Here is a 19,591-nt window from a genome sequence, read left to right on the forward strand (position 1 = left end):
AGCGCTCATCGCTCGCGCGCCCGCTGCGAGAGCGCGGTGTTGGCTAACTCATCCGTCGCGTGGGCAAGAGGACGCTCGGCGTCGACGCGATGTCGCGGAGTCCGTTCCGTGGCACCCACGGTTCCCGCATCAACGCGCCGTGGTGTCTTGCGGTCAGCGGACCCGTGAGGGCGCGGCCTGGGAGGCCATCGCTGCCGCCTGGGCCAATCGCTTGCGAATCTGGACGACGACGTCGTGGAGTTCGTCGAGTCGCTCGAGCACGCGGAGGTCGTCCCCGGCGTTGATGAGATTGACCGGGGACAACGTCGCCCCGCGCAGTGTGCCCAACACGTCGTGGAAGTGCGCCTCCACGTCACCGAGCGCATCCAGCCCCTCCCTCAAGTCGTCCTCGAGCAGGTCGACGAGCACCGCCGCGTCGGTGCGAGCGGGGAGCGCGCGGGCGAGGCGCTCGGTGGCCACTCGGACCGGGTCGGCCTGGCGCGAGAGCACGGGGGCGGCGAGGGCGAGAGGGGGCATGGGCTCGACGCTACAGGCCCGTAGCACCCCGTCAATTTTCCCACCCCGTGCCGCCTCGGCTCCCCCTGCGTCACTTCGCCGCGAACGCCTCGCGATGTGCCGACAGGAACTGTTGGATGCTGACCGGCGCTTGTCCGGTGAGGTCCGTGATGGCGGAGCTCACTCCGCTCATGCGGCCCTGCGCCACCGCCGTGTCGAACGACGCGTAGGCCTCCGCCAACGGTGCGGGCAACCCATGCGCCACCAGGCCCGCCGCGAGGCTCGCCGCGTCCACGGCGACGTACTCGACGGGGCGTCCGGACAATTCACGGGCGAACCCCGCGAGCTCCGCCTGTGTCACCGCAGACGGCCCGGTGATTTCCAGCACACGCTGTCCCTCGTACGTCGAGGTGAGCGCCGCCACCGCCGTCCTGGCGCAGTCCTCACGCGTGACATACGCCGTGGCCCCTGTCCCCGTGGCCGTGACGAGCCGCCCCTGCGCGACGGCCTGGGGCAGGCTGTGCAAGAGCATCTCCATGTAGACGTTGTTGCGCAGCACCGTGAAGCCCAGTCCGCTCGTCGCCAGCGCTTGCTCCGTGGCCCAGTGGTCCTTGGCGAGCGTGATGGGCGAGTCCGGCTCCGGCCGCGTCAGCGACGTGTAGACGACGTGCTTCACTCCCACGCGCCGCGCGGCCTCCACGGCGTGCCGATGCTGGGTGATTCGGCGGCCGGGGACATCGAGCGAGTCCGTGCTGACGAGCAACAGTCGCTCCGCGCCGGCGAACGCCGCGTCCAGCGTCGACGCGTCATCGAAGTCCGCCTTGCGCACCACGACGCCGCGCGCCGCCAGGTCCGCGAGCTTCGATGGCTCGCGCGTGGTGACGATGAGAGGCCCCTTCCTGGCTGCGAGGAGCAACTCCACGACGCGGCGGCCCAGATGGCCGGAGGCGCCGGTGACGAGCAGGGTGGGGGATGTGGCCGTCATGTGAATCTCCAGAGCGAGGGAGCGACATTGGCTCCGGCTCATGGGTAGCTCCGCGCGGCGCTCTGCACAATGCAGCCCCGTGGAGCATACTGTTCCATTGGAGGAACAATGGACCTGAACCAGCTCACCCTCTTCGTCGCCGTCGCCGAGGGCGCCAGCTTCTCCAGCGCGGCGAAGAAGCTCGGCCTGCCCAAGTCGTCGGTGAGTCGGGGCATCGCCCGCCTGGAGTCCTCGTTGGGCGTGCAGCTCATCCACCGCACCACGCGCCGGGTGTCGCTCAGCACCGCGGGACAGGCGCTCTACGAGCGGGTGTCACCGATGCTGCTCGCGCTGCGCAAGTCCGTGGGGGAGCTGCCGGAGCTGGAGGAGGAGCCGTCGGGCGTGCTGCGACTGACGTCGGTGGTGGACTGGGGGACCACGGTGCTCGCGGAGGTCATCACCCGCTTCGTGGCGCGCTACCCCGCGGTGAAGGTGGACCTGCACCTGGACAACCGCGTCGTGGACCTGGTGGCGGAGGGCTTCGATGCCGCCCTGCGCCTCGCCATCGCGCCACTGAAGGACTCATCGCTGCGCGCCCGCCGCCTCGGGGTGCTCTCGCTGCGGCTCTATGCCTCGCCGGCGTATCTGGCGCGCCGGGGCACGCCTCGCCATCCTCGCGAGCTGTCCAGTCACACCTGGGTGTCGTTCCGCTCCCCCAAGCCCTTCCGACTTGTCGGGCCCGGCGAGACACTCCTCATGCCGCAGGATGGCGCCATCGTCTGCGACGACATGTTCTTCATGCGGGAGGCGCTTCGTCAGGGCGCGGGCGTCGGATTCCTGCCGACGATGCTCGCGGAGTCGGAGGTCGCGGAGGGACGCCTTGTCGCGCTGCTGCCCAAATGGAGCATGCCCGCGGGGAGCGTGTGGTTCGTCTCCACCGCGGAGCGCCACATGCCTCGCAAGGTCGCCGCCTTCCGCGACTTCCTCCTCGAGACGCTGAAGCAGCGCGCCTTCCCGATGTGAGGCCGGGCGCGGGGACCTCCACCGCGCCTTCGTGCGCTCACCTCAGAGCGAGCCGAGGAACTTCAACACCGCGGCGCGGTCGTCAACGGACAGACGTCGGAAGTCGTCGCGCGCCGTGAGCGCCTCGCCGCCGTGCCACAGCACCGCCTCTTCAATCGTCCGGGCGCGACCGTCATGCAGGAAGCCGGAGTAGGGCAGCACCGTGTGCGTCAGCCCCAGGCCCCACAGCGCCGCCGTGCGCCACTCCGTCCCGGTGGCCGCGCCATCCGGCCGGCCGTCCGCGAGCTCCGGCCCCATGTCGTGCAGCAACATGTCCGTGTACGGATGGATGCGCTGGAAGGCGAGCTCCTCATAGGCGGCCTCGCCCGTCTCCAGCGTCTCGCGGTGGCAGGACTCGCAGCCCATCGTGCGGAACAGCTTCTCGCCACGTTGGACGACGGGGTCCTCCAGCGCGGTGCGCGCGGGGACGCCGAGCGACTCGGAATAGAAGACGGCCGCCTGCAGGATGTCCGTGGTGATTTCGTGCGTCCCGTCCGGCTCCGGGAAGAGCGGGCTGCTGATGCCCATGTCGTTGAAGTACGCCTCCGCGGACTGCTGCAGCAGGTGCGGGCTGTTCGCCTTCCACCCGAAGCGCCCGGGCAGGAGCGTGCGCAGCGCCACGTCCCAGACCTCATTCAACCGACCGGAGATGCCGTCACCGTCCCGGTCATCCGGGTCCTCGAGCGCGCGCAGCGTCTCGATGGGAACCGCCTCCAGCAGCCCCAGTCCGAAGACGGGCGGCGGCAGCCGCAGCGACATCATCATGCGCTCCGGCAACGCGGTGCCATCCGACTTGACGATGTTCACGTTCGGCGAGCGCAGCGTGTACGGCGTGCCGTCCGGATACTGTCCGGGGCGCTCCACCCACGACAGCGTGAGCGAAGCGGGCGGCACCTCGCCATAGATGGCCTGGTCGCGCACCTGCAGCCCCAGGCCCGGGACTGGCACCGCGCCGTTCGGATGGTCGGGCACGCCTTCGGGCAGGCTCACGCGCACGAGGAGCTGGGTGCGCTGCGCGGTATGGCCCATCACCGGCATGCCGCGCCCGTTGCGCAGGTGACAGCCGTTGCAGGAGACGTTGTTGTACGTGGGCCCCAGCCCCGGGTTCACTCGGGACGGCGCCGGAACGAAGATGGCCGCGAACGCCGCGTCGCCCGCACGGTGCAGCCGGTCGTACTCGGGTCGCAGGTTCGCGGCCGGCTGGGCGAACGCCTGCGACGTGCGGTTGTCGACGGTGGTGGCCCCGCCCGCCCTCGGTGGCTCGAGGGGCACCCTCGGCGCCTCCTCTCCACAACCGGCGGACCACAGCAGCAGGGCTCCCAGCATCACCGCACGTCGCATGGCATTCACCTGGCCTGACTTCCTACATCACTTGGACAGCAGGGGCAGGACCTCGCCCTGGAAGGTGTCGTGCAGGGTGCGGATGGCCTCCTGCGCGGCGACGATCTTGGGACGCTCCGTGTTGTCGTTGATGGACTCACGGAACGGCTCGCGGACGGCGGCCAGCGCGCTGATGGAGCCGGCGATCTGCTGGCGGATCTTCGCGTCGAGCGCGGTGTCCACGCCCACCACGTCCTGCAGCGACGTGCCCGTCTTCGCCTCTCCCTGCAGGTGGCCCAGGTACGCGTTCTCCACGCTGCGGATGTTGTTGGTGAAGTCCTCGAGCGAGTTGTACGCGAACTGGCTCTCCACCACGTCCGGGTCCTTGGTGTCGTAGGGCTCGGCGATCTTCCCGTTGGCGACCTCGTCGAGGATGGTGGTGATGCCGCCCACCATCTCCTGTGCGGCGGCCTCGACGGACGGGTACGCGCTGTTGCCCGACTGGCCCGCGGTGGCGAGCGTGTCACGGAACGGCGGGTTGCCGTCGTGCGCCTGCGCCCACGCGCCGTGCAGCAACTGGCCCACGGCCTTGAGCTCCGCGGACAGGGCCGTGACGTACTCGAGCTGGCGGGGCGTCAGCTGCGCCACCGTCTTCGTGCCACCGTCGCCGAAGATGAGGTACTCCAGCGTGTGGAAGCCCTTCTGCTCGTTCTTGAGGTTGCTCACGTACTGCTGGGTGAGGGCGTCGTTGTTGGCGAGCACCGCGTCCAGCTCGGTGTGGCTCACGGGCCAGCTGTCCAGCGCCGGGTCATAGCCGAAGCTGTCCACGGGACCGAAGAGGAAGCCCTCGCTCTGCTCCCAGGGGATGCGCGCCGCGCGCCACGCCGCCTTGGCCGCCGTCAGCTTGTCCGCCGAGGGCGCCGCCGCGAGCGCCGCACAGGCCGCGTCCAGCTCGGTCAGCCGCGTGGCCAGCCGCGCATAGGTCGGCACCACGACCTTGTCCGCGAACGTGACGACGAGCTCGGTGGTGACCTTGGAGTCGCCATCGGCGGGGGGGCTGGAGTCATCGTCGCCGCAGGCGGTGACGAGCAGCGAGCCGGTGAGGAGCGCGGGCGCGAGCGCCAGACGCAGGGGCAGGGAGATACGCTTCATGACTGACCTTTCGTTGGGGGTTGGGGGACGCGTTGGCCGCGTCAGTAGTTGAAGCCGGTGGCCAGGCGCAGGGTGTTCTCCGGCCGGAAGGCGTTGGAGCCCATGCGGCGGTGCCCGAAGTCGAGCTTCGCGTACACCGTGTTCAGCAGGTTGTAGGCCACGCCCACCGTGTAGACGGTGCGGCGGAAGCGGGGGTTGTCGAACAGCTCCGCGCGCGGCTTGTATTGCGTGTCCACGTAGTCGTAGCGGACGAACGGCAGCAGGTGGTGCGAGTTGCTCAGCCCCACCACCGACGCGATGTCGTAGCCGAGCTCGCCCCACGCGGCCAACGCGTTGTCGGACACCGGCGTGCGAATCACACCCAGCAGGTTCGACAGGCGCGCGTTGCGCTGGGACACCAGGTCCGCGTTCTTCAGGTGGCCGTACATCACCATGCCCTTCGCGCTCCACGGGCCCTTGGCCACGGACAGGTGCACGTCCAGCAGCGTCAGCGGCGCGGACACGTAGCCGCACGGGGCGACCTCGCGGTCATTCGCCTGCTCGCAGCTCTTCACCAGGTCGGGCTTGGGACGGTTGCGCGTGGTGTCGCCGCGGTAGGCGGACACGCCGAAGATGAACCCGTCGAAGTGCGTGACGTCCGCGCGGAACACCACGGCCATGTCCGTGGCGCGCTGCACCTCGAAGCGGCGCTGGTGGCCGCCCACCGCCCACAGCTGCGAGCTGAAGCCCGTGGAGTCCAGGCCGTTGACCAGCTGTCCCGTCAGCCGCAGGCCCCAGGGGAACTTGTAGCGCAGCCGCACGCCCATCTCGTCCCACGTGTTGGGGATGATGCCCGTCTCGGCCTCGTCGCGGATGGTGCCCAGGTAGTCGGTGGGGCGCGAGAACTCGCTCAGCGTGCCCACGGCCACGTAGAAGCGGCCCACCGCGAGCGCCGCGTTGTCACCGAGCTTCTTGGAGATGAACAGCTCCTCGACGAGGATTTCGCCACCCTTGTCGAGCTCCTGGTCGAACTCGCCGAACTCCTCGTACTCGAGCTCCATCGCGGTGCCAGTGCCGCCGTGCTCGAACTCGACCTCCACCTCCACCTCGAGGCCGTAGTCGGGCAACATGCCCTTCATCTCCAGCACGAAGCGCGTGGTGTCGAACTCCAGCCGCGAGTCGCGCTGCGCGCCACCCGTGCGGTTCTGGTTCAAGCCGTAGTTGTGGTAGCCGAACAGCAGCTCGCCGTAGGCCGTGACGAACAAATCAATCTTGGAGCGGGCCTGGCTCACCGCCGCGGGGACGGGCGGCGTGGGCCTGGCCCCGGGCTCGACGGTGACCGGAACGGGCGCGGGCGCGGGCTCCGCGGGAGCCGGTGTGGCGGGCTCCTCGACGGAGGGCGCCTGGGCCACGGGCGAATCACTCGGCTGTGCGGCGGAGACCACCGGAGCACCGGCCACATCCTGGGCACGGGCGACCGTCGTGGAGAGCAGCAGGGTGGAACAGAGCAGGAACGACGAGGAGACAAGACAAGAGCGTGGGCGCATCGGAGCGGCGCGCACCCTACGCTCGGGATTTTGATTTTGCAAACCAGAATCAATTTTGGTTCAAAGTGAAAGGCCCGGGAACACCGTCCACCGGGCCTCTTCTCGAACCGGGTCTTCTTTTCTCAGCGACTGAGGTTCACCACTTCATCTCCTCCTTGCCGGCGCCAGCCTCCTGGCGCTTCTCGCCGGGGCGGCTGACGGAGGTGAGGGTGGCGCGCACTGCGCCCAGGTCGAGCGTGCCCACGGCGGCGAGCGGCAGGCGGCGCGCGTCGTCGGAGAGCCACACGTGCACCTCGCGCTTCTGCTTGGGGCGGTCCAGGCGGACGGCGGTGCCCACCAGGTGCCAGGCGTCGAACTGGCCCAGCGGCGTGGTGACCTTCTCCTTCTTGAGGACCTGGCCCTGCATGCGCCACAGCCGGCGCACGCCGTACACGTCGAAGCAGACCGACAGGTTCTCCTCGAGCGGCAGCTGGCGCAGCAGGTAGATGGAGCCGGCCACGTCCAGGCCGTCCTTGTCGTAGGTGTAGTTGTACTGGCCCTTGGGGCGCTGGCCGATCTGGTAGTCCACCTTGATGGCGCGGTCCTTGTGGGTGAAGGCGACCTCCACCTTGCGGCGCATCTCGTTCTCGGTGGCGTCCTCGACGTAGCGCTTGGGGCGCAGCGTGCGCGGGTTGAGCCAGGTGGTGGCGCTGCCGCGCACGCGGCGGACCTTGGAGAAGAAGGAGTTGGTCTCCGCCTGCGCGAGCACGGGAATCTGGCCGTCCTGCGGCTTCTGGACGCGCAAGGTCATCTTGCCGGCCTGCGCGCCCATGGCGTCCAGGTCGAACTCGAGCACCTCGCCGGGCATGAACGCGAGCGGCATGCGCAGCGCGGGCAGCGCCTGCGCGCAGGGCTCCACGGTGACGGGGGCCTCCTCGGGCTTGGCTTCGGTGGACTCGGCGGGCTTGTCGCCCTCGGGCTTGTCGGCCTCGGTGTCGGGGAGCTGGGCCCAGGCGGCACCGCCGGAGGTCAGCATCAGGCAGGTCGCCAGGAGGGTGCGCAGGGTGCTCATCCTTCATCCTTCCAAAGAGAGACTACGGGGTGCTCTTGGGCGTGTGACGGCCCGGACGCTTCGCGAATTCTGATGCCAACCACCGCTGCCGGAGCCTCGCCGTCACGAGCTGGCGGACCTGCGCCCATTCTCGCGCATCCCGGCGGATGTCCCAACCGGACCGCACGAGCTTGCGCGCCGCGTCTTTCGCGAAGGCCTCGTCTCCCAGCGCGCTGAGCAGCCGGAGGTACTCGTAGTCCTCCAGCCCGTCGCGCAGGTGTTTGAGGCGCAAGGACGCCACGGGGTGGTGTCGGAAACCTCCCAGGCGGCCGGGCGTGCCTGGGTAGAAGAGGGTGCCGTCGCCGTTGCCGCCGAACTCGAACACGTCCGTCCAGACGTCGTGCTTGGTGTTGTAGGCGAAGACGGTGTCGAAATAGAGCTCGCCATCCACGCCGCTCGTGAAGGCGAGCAGGCCCATGGCGCGGTTGAGCACGGCGGGGTGGTCCACCATGTATGAGGCCCAACCGCTGTAGCTGTTCTCCTGGGCGCGCTTCCGCGACGGGCCTCCGTCACAGCCATGCGAGTTGCAGCTCTGGTACCACCAGACGCGGGTGCCCTCGGGCAGGTGCTCGCGCATCTCGGCCACGGTGTGCACGGCGCGGCACGTCTGGGGGCCGGTGCGTGGGAAGAAGCAGTTGAGCGTGGGCGCGAGGATGTCGGCCGCGCTCGCGAGGGGTTCCTCCATGGGCGTGGTGATGAGCACGCGGCTGCCCCCGGCGGCGCGCACGCGGCGCGACTGCTCGAGCACGAGCGGCACGTCCTCCGGCTTCGGCTCGTCCTTGGCGTAGAAGAAGAGCTGCGCGGGCCAGCCCTTCGCCCGGTGGTGCTCGGCGAACGCGCGGTAGTACGCAATCTTGCGCGCGTCGGTGTCCGCCTTGCGGCTGTCGCGCACATCCGTGGTGGTGAAGCGCGCGCCCGACTCGAGCAGGCTCCCGTCGAGGAAGGGCGCCATCTCCGCGTCGTAGGCGCTCCAGTCGATGACGGGCGTGTCGCCCTTGAAGCTCACGGACGGCGGCGTCATGCTCATGCCGTGCGCGCTCACGCGGTGCTCCAACAGCACGCGCGCGTAATCGCGCAGCAGCTCGCGGGCCTCCGGTGACTCGGGGGCGAGCCCGTGGCCCCGGGCGATGCTGTACAGGGAGATGCCGAAGCTGGTGGCCAGCGAGGACGTCACCGGCAGCGCGAAGGGCTGCACCTCCACCGTGAAGGGCACGCTCACGTGCTCCAGCTTGTTGAAGTTCGCGCGCAGGCGCCCCTGATAGGTGCCCGGCGTCTGGTCCGCCTTCGCGCAGACCTCCACGTAGAGCACGACGGGGCGGGGTGGCGCGTCGTCACGCTCGGGCGCGCCGAGCGGCAGGAGCGCGTCGGGCCACGGGCCCACGTCGCCCTCCGAGTTGGAGGGCACCTCGACGTCCAGGTAGCCCACGCGCCAGATGTCCGCGCGTAGCGCGTCCGATGGACCGCCGAGCAGGAGCGGCTTCACCTTCAGGCGACGGGCGGAGTCGGGCAGCACCACCTGCGTGCCCTCGCACTCGCCGCGGGCCACGCTCAGGCGGGCCATGGAGCGCGACGCGAAGGCGGAGCCCGGGCGCACCTTGACCAGGGGGGACACCACCCTCGGCTCCGGTGTGGAGGCCAGCGCCGCCATCACCACCCACGCCCATCCCGCGCCCATCCGCCCCCTTCACTCTCCAGCGGTGCTATTCACCGCTCTCCGCGCTCGCCACCGCCAGGGTCCGCCCCGGCTGGTAGTCGGTGATTTCCGCCACCACCGTGCCGAGCGCGAAGTCCGCCTCGATGCGCACCGGGACATGCCGCCCGTCCGTGGTGAGGTAGACGAACATGTCCCGCTTCGACGTCAGGTTGCCGCCGAACTCCGCCTGCACCCGCGTCTTGAAGACCTCCTGCGCCCCCAGCTCCGTCTTCAGCGTCTCGCGCGACTCCACCTTGGCGCGCATGGTGAAGCTCTTGCTGCCGGTGAACACCGGGTAGGCGTACTCGCCGCCCACGACGAGCTCGCGGTTGCGCAGCGCGAACGTCGCCCCCGTCACGTCGAGCGTGCCCTCGACCACCTCGGCGGTGGACTCGCGCGGCGCCTCGCCCTCCTTCTGCTTGACGACGAAGACACTCTTGCCATCCGGCTGCATCTTGATGCGCTGGCGGCGGCGCTTGCCGTTCTCGTCCGCGTGCAAGTCGCTGCCCACCACGCGCTGGGTGTCGGCCTTCCAGTAGGAGACGAACTTGTCCTTGATGGGCCACACGCCGATGAGCGCGTCCGAGCGCGCCACCGCGACGATGGGCCACACGTCCTCGCCCCACTGCTTCATGGGCGCGCCCACCGTCACCTGCGCGGTGCCCGCTGTCATGCCCAGGTACTTCACGCGATATTGCGCCTGCTCACCGGGGCCGAACGCCGGGTTCGCGGAAGCCTCCTGGCCCAGGGCCGTCGCCGACCAGACCAGGCCCGCCACCACCGCCGCGAACCCCCAATTGGACTGCGCACGCATCGAGTGAGCTCCATCGCAAGGAAGTTAAGTAGCCCGCCTGCTACTCGCCAGGCCATGCCCCCGAACCATTCCCGCCACTCCACATTTCCCATGGACGTGCCTATGCGGCGGGCATTCAACGGGTGTCCGCTCCCTCGTCGTGGGGGCGACCTGGAGGGCGGAAGGGGACGGTAGTCTCGCACGGAGGGGCCCCACGGCGCCTGCCCGCCCCCTGAACCCGGTCGCTCTGCGGCGAGCCGGGCGTGTCCACCGGCCGACACCGCTGCTAGCCTCACGGAGGACGGCGGCCCCGGATGGAGGCCGCCCCCTTGCCCTGGAGACGCGCGAACATGGCCGGTGACTACGACTTCGACGACGACGACGCCAAGGAGACCACCAAGGGCGGCAGCCTCAAGGAGTTCGACTGTCCGGGCTGCGACGCCAACAACCCCGTGCACGACGGCTTCGGGGACGGGGACGAGCTGCGCTGCAACTACTGCGGCTGTGAGTACAAGGTGAAGATCAGCGCGGAGGGGCGCGCGAAGTTCAAGGAGATCTGACCCGCGCGCCGGGCCTCAGTCCCGCTCGCCGAAGAGGGCGGTGCCCACCCGCACCAGCGTGGCGCCCGCCTCGATGGCCAGCTCGAAGTCGTGCGTGGTACCCATGGACAGCCCGGGCAGGCCATGGCTCCGCGACAGCTCGCGCAGCGCGTCGAAGTCTCCGCGCGCGCGGGCCACGTCGTCCGTGGGCGGCGGCAGCGACATCAGCCCCACCAGCGTGAGGCCGGGCAAGGCTCGCGCCTGACCCAGGAAGTCGGCGAGGGCCGCGGGCTCCAGGCCCGACTTGGTGGCCTCCCCGCCCACGTTGACCTCGACGTAGCAGGGCAGGGGAGAGGTGCCCTCGCGACGCTTGGACAGCTCGCGCGCCACCTCCAGCCGGTCCAACGCGTGGAAGGCGCTGGCCACCTTCGCCACGTACTTCACCTTGTTCGTCTGCAGGGGACCGATGGCGTGCCAGCGCAGGCCCTCCAGGTCCGACAGCTCCTGGGCCTTGTCGCGCAGCTCCTGCGCGTAGTTCTCCCCGAAGTCGCGCTGACCCGCGGCGTGGGCCTCGCGGATGAGCGCCGCCGGCTTGAGCTTGGACACCGCCACCAGCGTCACCGACTCCACCGGACGGCCCGCGCGCGCGCACGCCTTCGCGATGCGCTCCTTCACCGACGCCAGCCGCTCCGCCAGGCCCGTGCTCATGGCGCGGGCCTCCAGGCCAGGGGCACGCCGGCGCGCGTCAGCAGCGCGAGCGTCTCGCCCAGCGGCAGGCCGACGACGTTGGTGGGGCTGCCCTCGATGCGGGCGACGAGGAAGCCGCCCTTGCCCTGGATGGCGTAGGCGCCCGCCCGGTCCACCGGCTCGCCCGTGCCCACGTACCAGTCGATTTCGCCGGCGCTCAGCGCCCGGAAGGTGACGCGCGTGTGCACCGCGAGCGCCTCTTCATGCCGGCCCGCGAGCGCCACGCCCGTGTACACGTCGTGCGTCTTGCCGGACAGGCTGGTGAGCATGGCGCGGGCCTCGGCCGGGTCCTGCGGCTTGCCCAGCAGCGTCATGCCCAGCGCCACCGTGGTGTCCGCCGCGAGCACGAAGGACCCCGGGGAGCGCTCGGCCACCACGCGGGCCTTCTCCCGAGCCAGCCGCAGGACATAGGCGGCCGCCTCCTCGCCTGGGTGGGGCGTCTCGTCGATGTCCGCCGCGGAGACGGTAAAAGTGAGCCCCAGTTGCGACAGGAAGTCCCGGCGGCGGGGAGAACCGGAGGCCAGGACGAGCAACGTTTGATCAGCGTGCGTGTGCATGTTACGGCTCCAGGCCTTAGCAGACTTGCGCCTCGGAGTGGACTCTACGGATGAATCCCGCGGACCTCCTGTCGGCCATGAAGCGGACGGTGGAGCAACTGGCCGCCTACAACGAGATGGCGAAGGCGTTGACGTCCACGCTGGAGCTGCGCGAGGTGCTCGCGCTCGTGATGCAGAAGGTCAGCAGCCTGCTGCTGCCTCGCAACTGGTCTCTCATCCTTCAAGACGAGCGCACCGGGAAGCTCTACTTCGAAATCGCGGTGGGCGAGGGCGCCGGCGTCCTCAAGGGCCTGCAGCTCAACCCCGGTGAAGGCATCGCCGGGGCGGTGTTCTCCTCCGGCGTCGCCCGGCTGGTGCACGACGTGGGCGGGGACCCGAGCTTCGCGCCCCGCTTCGACGAAGCCTCCGCCTTCCACACCCGCTCCATCCTCGCCGTGCCGCTCCTGTCGCGCGGCCACGTGCTGGGCGTCATCGAGCTGGTCAACGGCCCCACGGATCCGCCGTTCTCCAACGACGACCTCACCACGCTGACGGCCATCGCGGACTACGCGGCCATCGCGATTGAGAACGCGCGCAACTTCCGCCGGGTGCAGGAGCTCACCATCACCGACGAGCACACCGGCTGCTACAACGCCCGGCACCTGCGCGCGCTCCTGGACACGGAGGTGAAGCGCTCGGCGCGCTTCCGCCACCCGCTGTCGCTCGTGTTCCTGGACCTGGACCACTTCAAGAGCGTCAACGACAGGTTCGGCCACCTGATGGGCAGCGCCACGCTGAAGGAGGTGGGCGACCTGCTCATGTCCCTGGGGCGCAACGGGCTGGACGCCGTGTTCCGCTACGGGGGCGACGAGTTCGCCATCCTCCTCGTGGAGACGGACCAGGACGGGGCGGCCCAGATTGGCCAGAAGGTGTGCGAGGCCTTCCGCGGGCGCTCCTTCCTCGTGGAGCACGGCCTGGACGTGCGCGTCACCGCCAGCGTCGGCGTGGCCACCTACCCGGACCACGCCACCTCTGCGCTGGACCTCATCCGCTCCGCGGACTTCGCCATGTACGGCGCCAAGGCCCGGGGCAGGGATGCCCTCTGTGTCGCGGAGCCTCCAGGCCCGGACTCGTCCTCCGGTGGCTCCGACTTCCCGGTGCGCTGAACCACGGACCTCGCAAAAGAGAGAGGGCCGGGGAGGGAAGTCCCTCGGCCCGGCCCTCACGTGCTGCTCGACGAAGCGGTGACTACCCGGCGCCGACCACCGAGTCGATGGCCTCGGGGTTGGTCACCACGTTGCCACCCTTCTTCAGGGCCTTGAGGAAGGACTCCGTCACCTCAATCTGCTTGGCCTGCTGGGCCTGCACGCGCAGCCCTTCCTTCTTCTGCTCGAAGCCCGCGGTGTCCGGCTTCTGGCGCTCCACCACCTGCGCCACCACGAAGCCCTCGCCCACCGGGAAGACCTCGCCCAGCGCCTGCGGGCCGCTCGCGGCGAAGGCCGCCTTCACCAGCGCGGGCGCGGGGCCCAGGTGCGGCACCGCCTCACCCTCGGCCGTGAAGCTGTCCGTCTCCACCGCCTCCGGACGGGTCTCCGTCTCGAAGCGCAGCAGCGCCGGCTGCTCCTTCTCCGCGGGGAAGAGCTCCTTGAGCGTCTTGCCACCCTGCACCGTGGCCAGCGCCTTCTGGGCCTCCGCCTTCGCCGTCTCCTTGGCGCGCTCCTGCTTGAAGAGCGTGGTGGCGATCTCGTCCTGGACCTCCTCCAGCTTCTTGTCCTGGGCGGCCTGCTTCTCCTCCACCTTCACCAGGTGCACGCCGAACTTCGTCTCCACCGGCGCCGTCACCTCGCCCGCCTTGAGCGCGAACGCCGCGTCCGCCAGCACCGGCTCCCAGCTGCCGCGCTCCACCCAGCCCAGGTCGCCACCGCGCGCCTTGCTGCCCGGGTCCTCGCTGGAGTCACGCGCCACCTGCGCGAAGTCCTTGCCGCCGTCGATCTCCTTCTTCAGGGCCTCGGCCTTCTTCAGGGCCTCCGCCTTCTGCTCGGCGGTCGCCTCCGGGGGCAGCTTCACCAGCACCTGGCGCGCGCGGATGCGCTCGGGCTGCTGGTACACGAAGCGGTTGGCCTCGAAGTAGTCCTTCATCTCCTTCTCGTGCGCCTTCTTCCACTCCGTCAGCTGCGCGGGCGTGGGCGCGGCGACCTTGTCCGCGTACATGGTGGGCAGGAAGCGCGCGAAGACGACCTTCGCCTGGTTGCCGTCCTTCTCGTAGCGGGCGCGCACCTCGTCGTCGGAGACGGTGGCGTTGGCGCGGACGACCTCCATCATCTTCTGCGCGGCCAGCTGCCGGCGCAGCTCCGTCTCGAACTCGGGCGGCGTCTTCCGGTAGAAGTCGCGCAGCACCTGCTGGTAGCGCGCGAAGTCGAACCCGCCCTCCTTGGCGTGGAAGTCCGTGTTCTGATGGATGAGCTTGCGCAGCTCCTCATCGGACGGGGTGATGCCGCGCTGCTCGGCCGCCTGGGCGAGCAACTCCGTGTTCACCAGCCTGTCGAGCACCTGATTGTGCATGCCGAACTGGCGGGCCACGGACTCGGGGATGGGGCTGCCCTGCGCTCGCAGGAAGCTCATCTGCCGGGCCCAGGCCGTGGCGAAGTCGCGCAGCGGAATCTCCTTGCCGTTCACCGTGGCCACCGAGCCGGGTGCCGTCACCGGACCCGAGGCGCCGAAGCCGGTGCTGCCCGGCCCGAATTGCAGCGTGAACACCACCGCAATGCCGATGATGAACAGCAGGGAGAGGACCTTCCGGGGGTTCAGACCGTCCATTGTCGTCACTTCGGAGAGCAAACGCGCCGAGAAAAGTCGTGCGGAAGGACTCGCGACGCGGTGTTGTTGGTAGCCCGGCTGAAGGGTGGCGGACCAGCGACCACCCCCCTCGCGGGCCTTGACTGCCTAGGACACTGCACCAGAAAATGCAAGCGATTTAGAGAGTTTAGCCGCACCCCCTGCCTCCGCTTCCTCCTCCCACCCCGGAATTCCCCTCTGTGCTGTCGCTCCTCAAGCGATACCGGCGTCCCCTGATTGTCGGCGTCCTGCTCCTCTACCCGCTGGTCGCCTTCCTGCTGAGCGGGCGCAAGGGCAGGGACCCCAACCCCATCGACCGGGCGGTCATCGCCGTCACCTCGCCCGTGCAGCAGGCGCTCACCGCCACCATCGAGGGCTCGGTGTCCGCGGTGCGCCACTACCTCGATCTGCGCGGGGTGAGGCAGGAGAATGACGCGCTGCGGCTGGAGAACCTCCAGCTGCGCGCCTCGGTGCAGGCGCTGGGGGAGTCGCGCACGGAGAACGAGCGGCTGCGCAAGCTGCTGGGGTACGCGGAGGTGGCGCCGGGGCCGGAGATTCCGGCGCGGGTGGTGGGCGTCAACCCGGTGGCGAAGCTGCTGTCGGTGCGCATCAGCGGCGGGGAGAAGGACGGGGTGTTCCGGGGCATGTCGGTGGTGACGCCGGACGGAATCGTGGGGCAGGTCATCCGGGCGACCTCCAGCTATTCGGACGTGGCGCTGGTGACGGACACGCAGAGCCGGGTGGCGGTGCTGGTGCAGCGCTCCCGCGCGCGGGGCACGGCGTCGGGGGCGGGCAGCGGGCCGCTCAAGCTGGAGAACATGCTGCGCACCGAGGACGTGGACAACGGCGACCTCATCATCACCTCCGGCACGGATGGCATCTATCCTCCGGGCCTGGTGGTGGGCCGGGTGACGAACCTGGAGAAGAAGGAGCACGGCATGTTCCAGGGCGCGGACATCGTGCCGGCGGTGGACACCAGCAAGCTGGAGGAGGTGCTGGTGGTGGGCAGTCCCTACAAGGCGATGGCGCAGGGCAGCGCGGCGGAGGGTGCGTCGAAATGAAGTTCCTGGTGACGGTGGGCATCGCGCTGGCGCTGCTCACGTTGGAGTCCGTGGTCGTCAAGCAGGCGGGGCTCGTGCTCGGCCGCATCGACGTCACCGTGGTGCTGGTGGCGTTCCTCGCGCTGCGCGCCACGCTGCTCGAAGGGGCCTTCTCCGCGTTCGCGGTGGGCTACCTGCTCGACCTCATGAGTGGCCAGCCCACGGGGCTGTTCACCTTCCTCGCGGTGTTCACCTTCCTCGTCGGGCGGCTGGTCTCCACCTTCGTGGACGTGCGCGGCGCGCTGTCGTTCGCGCTGTTCGCCATGGGCGCGGACGTGGGGCACGGCCTGCTCGCGGCCTTCTTCACCTGGCTGACGGTGAAGGACGGCGGCACGGCGCCGGCGCTCGCGGGGCTGCCGCTCCAGGTGGCGCTCACCGGCGCCGCGGCGCTGGCGCTCTTCCCGCTCCTGCGCCGCTTCGAGGCCGCGCAGGACCGTCCGGCGGGGTTGCTGAGGTGACGCCCCCCACGTTGGGCAACACGACGCCGGGCCGCGAGCTGCGCCGGCGCTTCCTGTGGCTGGGCCTGGCCATGACGGTGGGCCTGGCCCTGTTGTCCATCCAGCTCTACCGCCTGCAGATCACCCGCGGCGAGGAGTACTCCGCCAAGAGCGTGGCCAACTTCGTCAAGGAGGTGCGGCTGCGCGCCGACCGCGGCGTCATCAAGGACTCGCGCGGCACCATCCTCGTCGACAGCCGCCCGTCGTTCGACGCCGTCGTCACGCCCGCGTTCTGCACGGACTGCTTCGACCAGGTCATCCCCCGGCTGGCGGAGCTGCTCCAGTGGGACGCGGACCAGGCGAAGAAGGTGGAGGACCTGGTGCGCCAGGGCCGCCGCAACGCGCCCTTCCAGCCGGTGCCGGTGCGCGTGGACCTGACGCGCGACGAGTACGACCGGCTGGCGGCGCGCCGGGACATCCTGGACGGCGTGGAGGTGGCGCCCGTCCCGCACCGCTTCTACCGGACCAACACGGTGCTGTCGCACGTGCTGGGCTACATGAACGAAATCACCCAGGAGGAGCTCGAGCGGCTCAACGGCGACGGCGCGCGCTACGCGCTGGGCGACTACATTGGCCGGCGCGGCCTGGAGCGCTACTTCGAGCAGCGCCTGCGCGGCCAGGACGGCGTGCGCAAGGAAGTGGTCAACGCGCGCGGCCAGAAGATCGAAGAGCTCAACGTCAAGCTGGGCGACAACGCCGTGGTGCAGCCCAAGGCGGGCAGCAACCTGGTGCTGTCCATCGACATGCGGCTGCAGGAAGAGGCCGAGCGCGCCTTCCCCGGCGTCACCGGCGCGGTGGTCGCCATCGACGTGCACACGGGCTTCATCCGCGCGCTGGTGTCCCGGCCCGGCTTCGACCCGAACCTCCTGACCGGCCGCGTGACGCCCACGCAGATGGCGCAGCTGTCGAGAGACCCCCTGGAGCCCATGGTCAACCGCGTGGCGGCCGAGCACTACAGCCCGGGCTCCACCTTCAAGGTCGTCACCGCGCTGGCGGCGTTCAAGTCCGGCGCGTTCCGCCCCGAGACGGTGGTGAACTGCCCCGGCGGCTACCGGCTGGGCGCGCGCACCTGGCGCTGCCACCTGGACCGCGGCCACGGCCACGTCAACGGCCTGGACGCGATGAAGAGCTCCTGCGACACCTGGTTCTACAAGGTGGCGGACACCATCGGCCTGGACCCGATTGGCGAGATGGGCAAGTCCCTGGGCCTGGGCAGCCCCACCGGCATCAGCGTGGTGGCGGAGGTGCCCGGCATCATGCCGACCAGCGCGTACCACGACAAAGCCTCGCCCGGCGGCTACACCAAGGGCATGGCGCTCAACAGCGCCATCGGCCAGGGTGACAACAACGTCACGCCGCTGCAGCTCGCGCTGATGTACGCGGCCATCGCCAACGGCGGCACGCTGTACAAGCCGCAGATGGTGCAGCGGCTGGAGAACCTGGACGGCCAGGTCATCGAGGAGTTCAAGCCGGAGATCGTCCGTCAGGTGGACCTGCCGCCCGCGCACCTGAAGGCCGTCATCGAGGGCCTGGTGAAGGTGGCCCACGAGCCGGGCGGCACCTCGTACCGCTCGCGCCTGAAGCACATGCGGGACCTGGACGTGAAGGTGGCGGCGAAGACGGGCACCGCGCAGGTGGCGCGCCTGGGCGCCATCCGCCTGAAGACGCACCAGATGAGCTTCTTCGAGAGAGATCACGCCTGGTTCGCGGGCTTCGCCCCGGCGGACCATCCTGAAATCGCGGTGGTGGTGCTCAACGAGCACGGCGGCCACGGCGGCTCGGACGCGGCGCCCACGGCGATGGCCGTCATCCAGAAGTACCTGGACCTGAAGAAGCTGGACGCCACGGCGCCGCCGCCGCGTCCCAACCAGCCCTACACCCCGTCGATGTTCCGCGCGCCGTCCCCCGACGAGGCGGCCATGACGCGCGGCGTGCGTCCCCCCACGCAGCTTCCGGGCGACGAGGAGTCCGAGGACAGGCATGCAACTCAGGATTGAGCGGCGCATGGTGCCCCACGTGCCGTGGGGGCTCATCTTCTGCGTGCTGGCCGTGGCCCTGCTGGGCATCTGGAACCTGGCCTCGGCGTCGCGTCCCCCGCTGGCGCCGGTGTGGTCCAGCCAGGCCCTGTACCTGGGCCTGGGCGTCGTCGCGGTGCTGGTGGTGTGCCTGGTGGACTACCGCTGGATCCAACGCATGGCGATGCCCATCTACGTCGCCAACATCCTGGCGCTCATCGCGCTGCGCTTCGTCGGCCACACGGCCAAGGGCGCGGAGAGCTGGTTCGCCATCGGCCCGTTCCGCCTGCAGCCCGCGGAGTTCATGAAGATTGGCGTCGTGCTGATGCTGGCCAAGGTCTACCACGACGACTTCCGCCCCAATGAGCCGTCCTACGGCCTGGTGCGGCTGTGGAAGCCGCTGCTGGTGGTGGGCGTGCCCTTCCTGCTCGTGCTGGTGCAGCCGGATCTGGGCACCGCGCTGATGATCGGCCTGTCCTCGCTCACCGTCATCCTCTTCGGCAAGGTGCGCTGGTACCTGGTGGCCACGCTGGTGGCGGGGGTGCTCGCGGGCGCCATCGTCATCTGGAACGACTACATCCGCGAGGTGCCCGAGCCTCGGCCCACCATCGTCCGGCACCACCTGAAGAAGCACCAGAGCCAGCGCATCTCCGGGTGGTTGGACCCGGAGGCGGACCTGCGCGGCAGCGGCTACCACGCGGCGCAGTCGAAGATCGCCGTGGGCAGCGGCGGCGTGTCCGGCAAGGGCTGGCGCGAGGGCACCCAGACGGGCCTGCGCTTCCTGCCCGAGCAGCACACCGACTTCATCTTCTCGGTGTGGGCGGAGGAGCACGGCTTCGTGCTGTGCACCCTCCTGTTGGTGCTCTATGGCGCCATCTTCATCTTCGGCCTGGGCGTGGGGTTCAGCGCCCGCGACAGGTTCGGCGCCTTCGTGGCCGTGGGCGTCGTGGCCATGCTCTTCTGGCAGGTGTTCGAGAACATCGGCATGGTCATCGGCTTGTTGCCCGTGACGGGAATCACCCTGCCGCTGATGAGTTATGGCGGGTCTTCCATGATGTCCGTGATGCTCAGCATTGGATTGCTGGTGAACATCAGCATGCGTCGTCACATGTTCTGAGACATCGCGAGCCGTCGACGACGCGAGAACCCACGAGGTCGTGACGAGCGCTCGGCGCACGGCCAAGGGTGGTGTATGAATCAACCCACCAATTCCGGGGGGAGGGTGAA

18 protein-coding genes are annotated in these 19,591 nt (G+C 69.7%); 7 read left to right on the forward strand and 11 right to left on the reverse strand.

Annotated features, from left to right (window positions below; translation table 11 throughout):
- Positions 1-153: 153 nt before the first annotated feature.
- Both LXT21_RS18285 and LXT21_RS18290 read right to left on the reverse strand, forming a co-directional pair.
- Positions 154-516 carry a hypothetical protein gene (locus tag LXT21_RS18285; protein ID WP_254039423.1) on the reverse strand — a complete coding sequence of 121 codons (363 nt, stop codon included), beginning with the start codon at positions 514-516 and terminating at the stop codon, positions 154-156.
- Positions 517-586: 70 nt separating this feature from the next.
- The gene (locus tag LXT21_RS18290) at positions 587-1,480 is read right to left on the reverse strand and encodes an SDR family oxidoreductase (RefSeq protein WP_254039424.1); all 894 of its coding nucleotides are present in this window, start codon (positions 1,478-1,480) and stop codon (positions 587-589) included.
- Positions 1,481-1,588: 108 nt separating this feature from the next.
- On the opposite strand from LXT21_RS18290, the gene LXT21_RS18295 reads away from it, so the two are divergent.
- Positions 1,589-2,482 (forward strand): LysR family transcriptional regulator, encoded by an 894-nt coding sequence (locus LXT21_RS18295; protein ID WP_254039425.1) that lies wholly within the window; start codon positions 1,589-1,591, stop codon positions 2,480-2,482.
- 42 nt (positions 2,483-2,524) lie between these two features.
- On the opposite strand, the gene LXT21_RS18300 is transcribed toward LXT21_RS18295, so the two are convergent.
- The 6 genes from LXT21_RS18300 to LXT21_RS18325 form a co-directional block, all read right to left on the reverse strand.
- On the reverse strand, positions 2,525-3,862 hold the full coding sequence (locus LXT21_RS18300) for a di-heme oxidoreductase family protein (protein WP_254039426.1): 1,338 nt from the start codon (positions 3,860-3,862) through the stop codon (positions 2,525-2,527).
- Positions 3,863-3,889: 27 nt separating this feature from the next.
- On the reverse strand, positions 3,890-4,993 hold the full coding sequence (locus LXT21_RS18305; RefSeq protein ID WP_254039427.1) for an imelysin family protein: 1,104 nt from the start codon (positions 4,991-4,993) through the stop codon (positions 3,890-3,892).
- A 41-nt stretch (positions 4,994-5,034) separates the two neighbouring features.
- A complete protein-coding gene (locus tag LXT21_RS18310) occupies positions 5,035-6,519 on the reverse strand; it encodes a hypothetical protein (RefSeq protein WP_254039428.1) in 1,485 nt (494 codons plus the stop codon).
- Between the two features lie 136 nt (positions 6,520-6,655).
- Positions 6,656-7,570 (reverse strand): DUF3108 domain-containing protein, encoded by a 915-nt coding sequence (locus LXT21_RS18315; RefSeq protein WP_254039429.1) that lies wholly within the window; start codon positions 7,568-7,570, stop codon positions 6,656-6,658.
- A 22-nt stretch (positions 7,571-7,592) separates the two neighbouring features.
- Entirely contained in the window at positions 7,593-9,284 is a 1,692-nt protein-coding gene (locus tag LXT21_RS18320; protein WP_254039430.1) for a DUF4091 domain-containing protein, read from the reverse strand.
- A gap of 25 nt (positions 9,285-9,309) precedes the next feature.
- Entirely contained in the window at positions 9,310-10,116 is an 807-nt protein-coding gene (locus tag LXT21_RS18325; RefSeq protein ID WP_254039431.1) for a DUF3108 domain-containing protein, read from the reverse strand.
- A 308-nt stretch (positions 10,117-10,424) separates the two neighbouring features.
- On the opposite strand from LXT21_RS18325, the gene LXT21_RS18330 reads away from it, so the two are divergent.
- Entirely contained in the window at positions 10,425-10,655 is a 231-nt protein-coding gene (locus tag LXT21_RS18330) for a hypothetical protein (RefSeq protein WP_323394638.1), read from the forward strand.
- 15 nt (positions 10,656-10,670) lie between these two features.
- On the opposite strand, the gene LXT21_RS18335 is transcribed toward LXT21_RS18330, so the two are convergent.
- Positions 10,671-11,342, reverse strand: a complete 672-nt coding sequence (locus LXT21_RS18335) for a YggS family pyridoxal phosphate-dependent enzyme (protein WP_254039432.1) — start codon at positions 11,340-11,342, stop codon at positions 10,671-10,673.
- On the reverse strand, positions 11,339-11,938 hold the full coding sequence (locus LXT21_RS18340; protein ID WP_254039433.1) for a Maf family protein: 600 nt from the start codon (positions 11,936-11,938) through the stop codon (positions 11,339-11,341). Before LXT21_RS18340 ends, LXT21_RS18335 begins: the two co-directional genes overlap by 4 nt.
- 50 nt (positions 11,939-11,988) lie before the next feature.
- Here LXT21_RS18340 and LXT21_RS18345 point away from each other — a divergent pair, with 50 nt between their 5' ends.
- The gene (locus tag LXT21_RS18345) at positions 11,989-13,083 is read left to right on the forward strand and encodes a sensor domain-containing diguanylate cyclase (protein ID WP_254039434.1); all 1,095 of its coding nucleotides are present in this window, start codon (positions 11,989-11,991) and stop codon (positions 13,081-13,083) included.
- An 82-nt stretch (positions 13,084-13,165) separates the two neighbouring features.
- On the opposite strand, the gene LXT21_RS18350 is transcribed toward LXT21_RS18345, so the two are convergent.
- Positions 13,166-14,734 carry a peptidylprolyl isomerase gene (locus LXT21_RS18350; protein ID WP_254039435.1) on the reverse strand — a complete coding sequence of 523 codons (1,569 nt, stop codon included), beginning with the start codon at positions 14,732-14,734 and terminating at the stop codon, positions 13,166-13,168.
- A gap of 218 nt (positions 14,735-14,952) precedes the next feature.
- On the opposite strand from LXT21_RS18350, the gene mreC reads away from it, so the two are divergent.
- From mreC to rodA, 4 genes are read left to right on the forward strand one after another with little or no spacing between them, the layout of a single operon-like run.
- On the forward strand, positions 14,953-15,813 hold the full coding sequence (gene mreC, locus LXT21_RS18355) for a rod shape-determining protein MreC (protein ID WP_046712898.1): 861 nt from the start codon (positions 14,953-14,955) through the stop codon (positions 15,811-15,813).
- On the forward strand, positions 15,810-16,310 hold the full coding sequence (locus tag LXT21_RS18360) for a hypothetical protein (protein WP_254039436.1): 501 nt from the start codon (positions 15,810-15,812) through the stop codon (positions 16,308-16,310). The genes mreC and LXT21_RS18360 overlap by 4 nt, the downstream gene beginning before the upstream one ends.
- Positions 16,307-18,346 (forward strand): penicillin-binding protein 2, encoded by a 2,040-nt coding sequence (gene mrdA / locus LXT21_RS18365; RefSeq protein WP_254039437.1) that lies wholly within the window; start codon positions 16,307-16,309, stop codon positions 18,344-18,346. The genes LXT21_RS18360 and mrdA overlap by 4 nt, the downstream gene beginning before the upstream one ends.
- On the forward strand, positions 18,330-19,481 hold the full coding sequence (rodA, locus tag LXT21_RS18370) for a rod shape-determining protein RodA (protein WP_254039438.1): 1,152 nt from the start codon (positions 18,330-18,332) through the stop codon (positions 19,479-19,481). Before mrdA ends, rodA begins: the two co-directional genes overlap by 17 nt.
- The last annotated feature ends 110 nt before the right edge of the window (positions 19,482-19,591 follow it).

It is taken from the genome of Myxococcus guangdongensis (genome assembly GCF_024198255.1).
Taxonomy (GTDB): Bacteria; Myxococcota; Myxococcia; order Myxococcales; family Myxococcaceae; genus Myxococcus; species Myxococcus guangdongensis.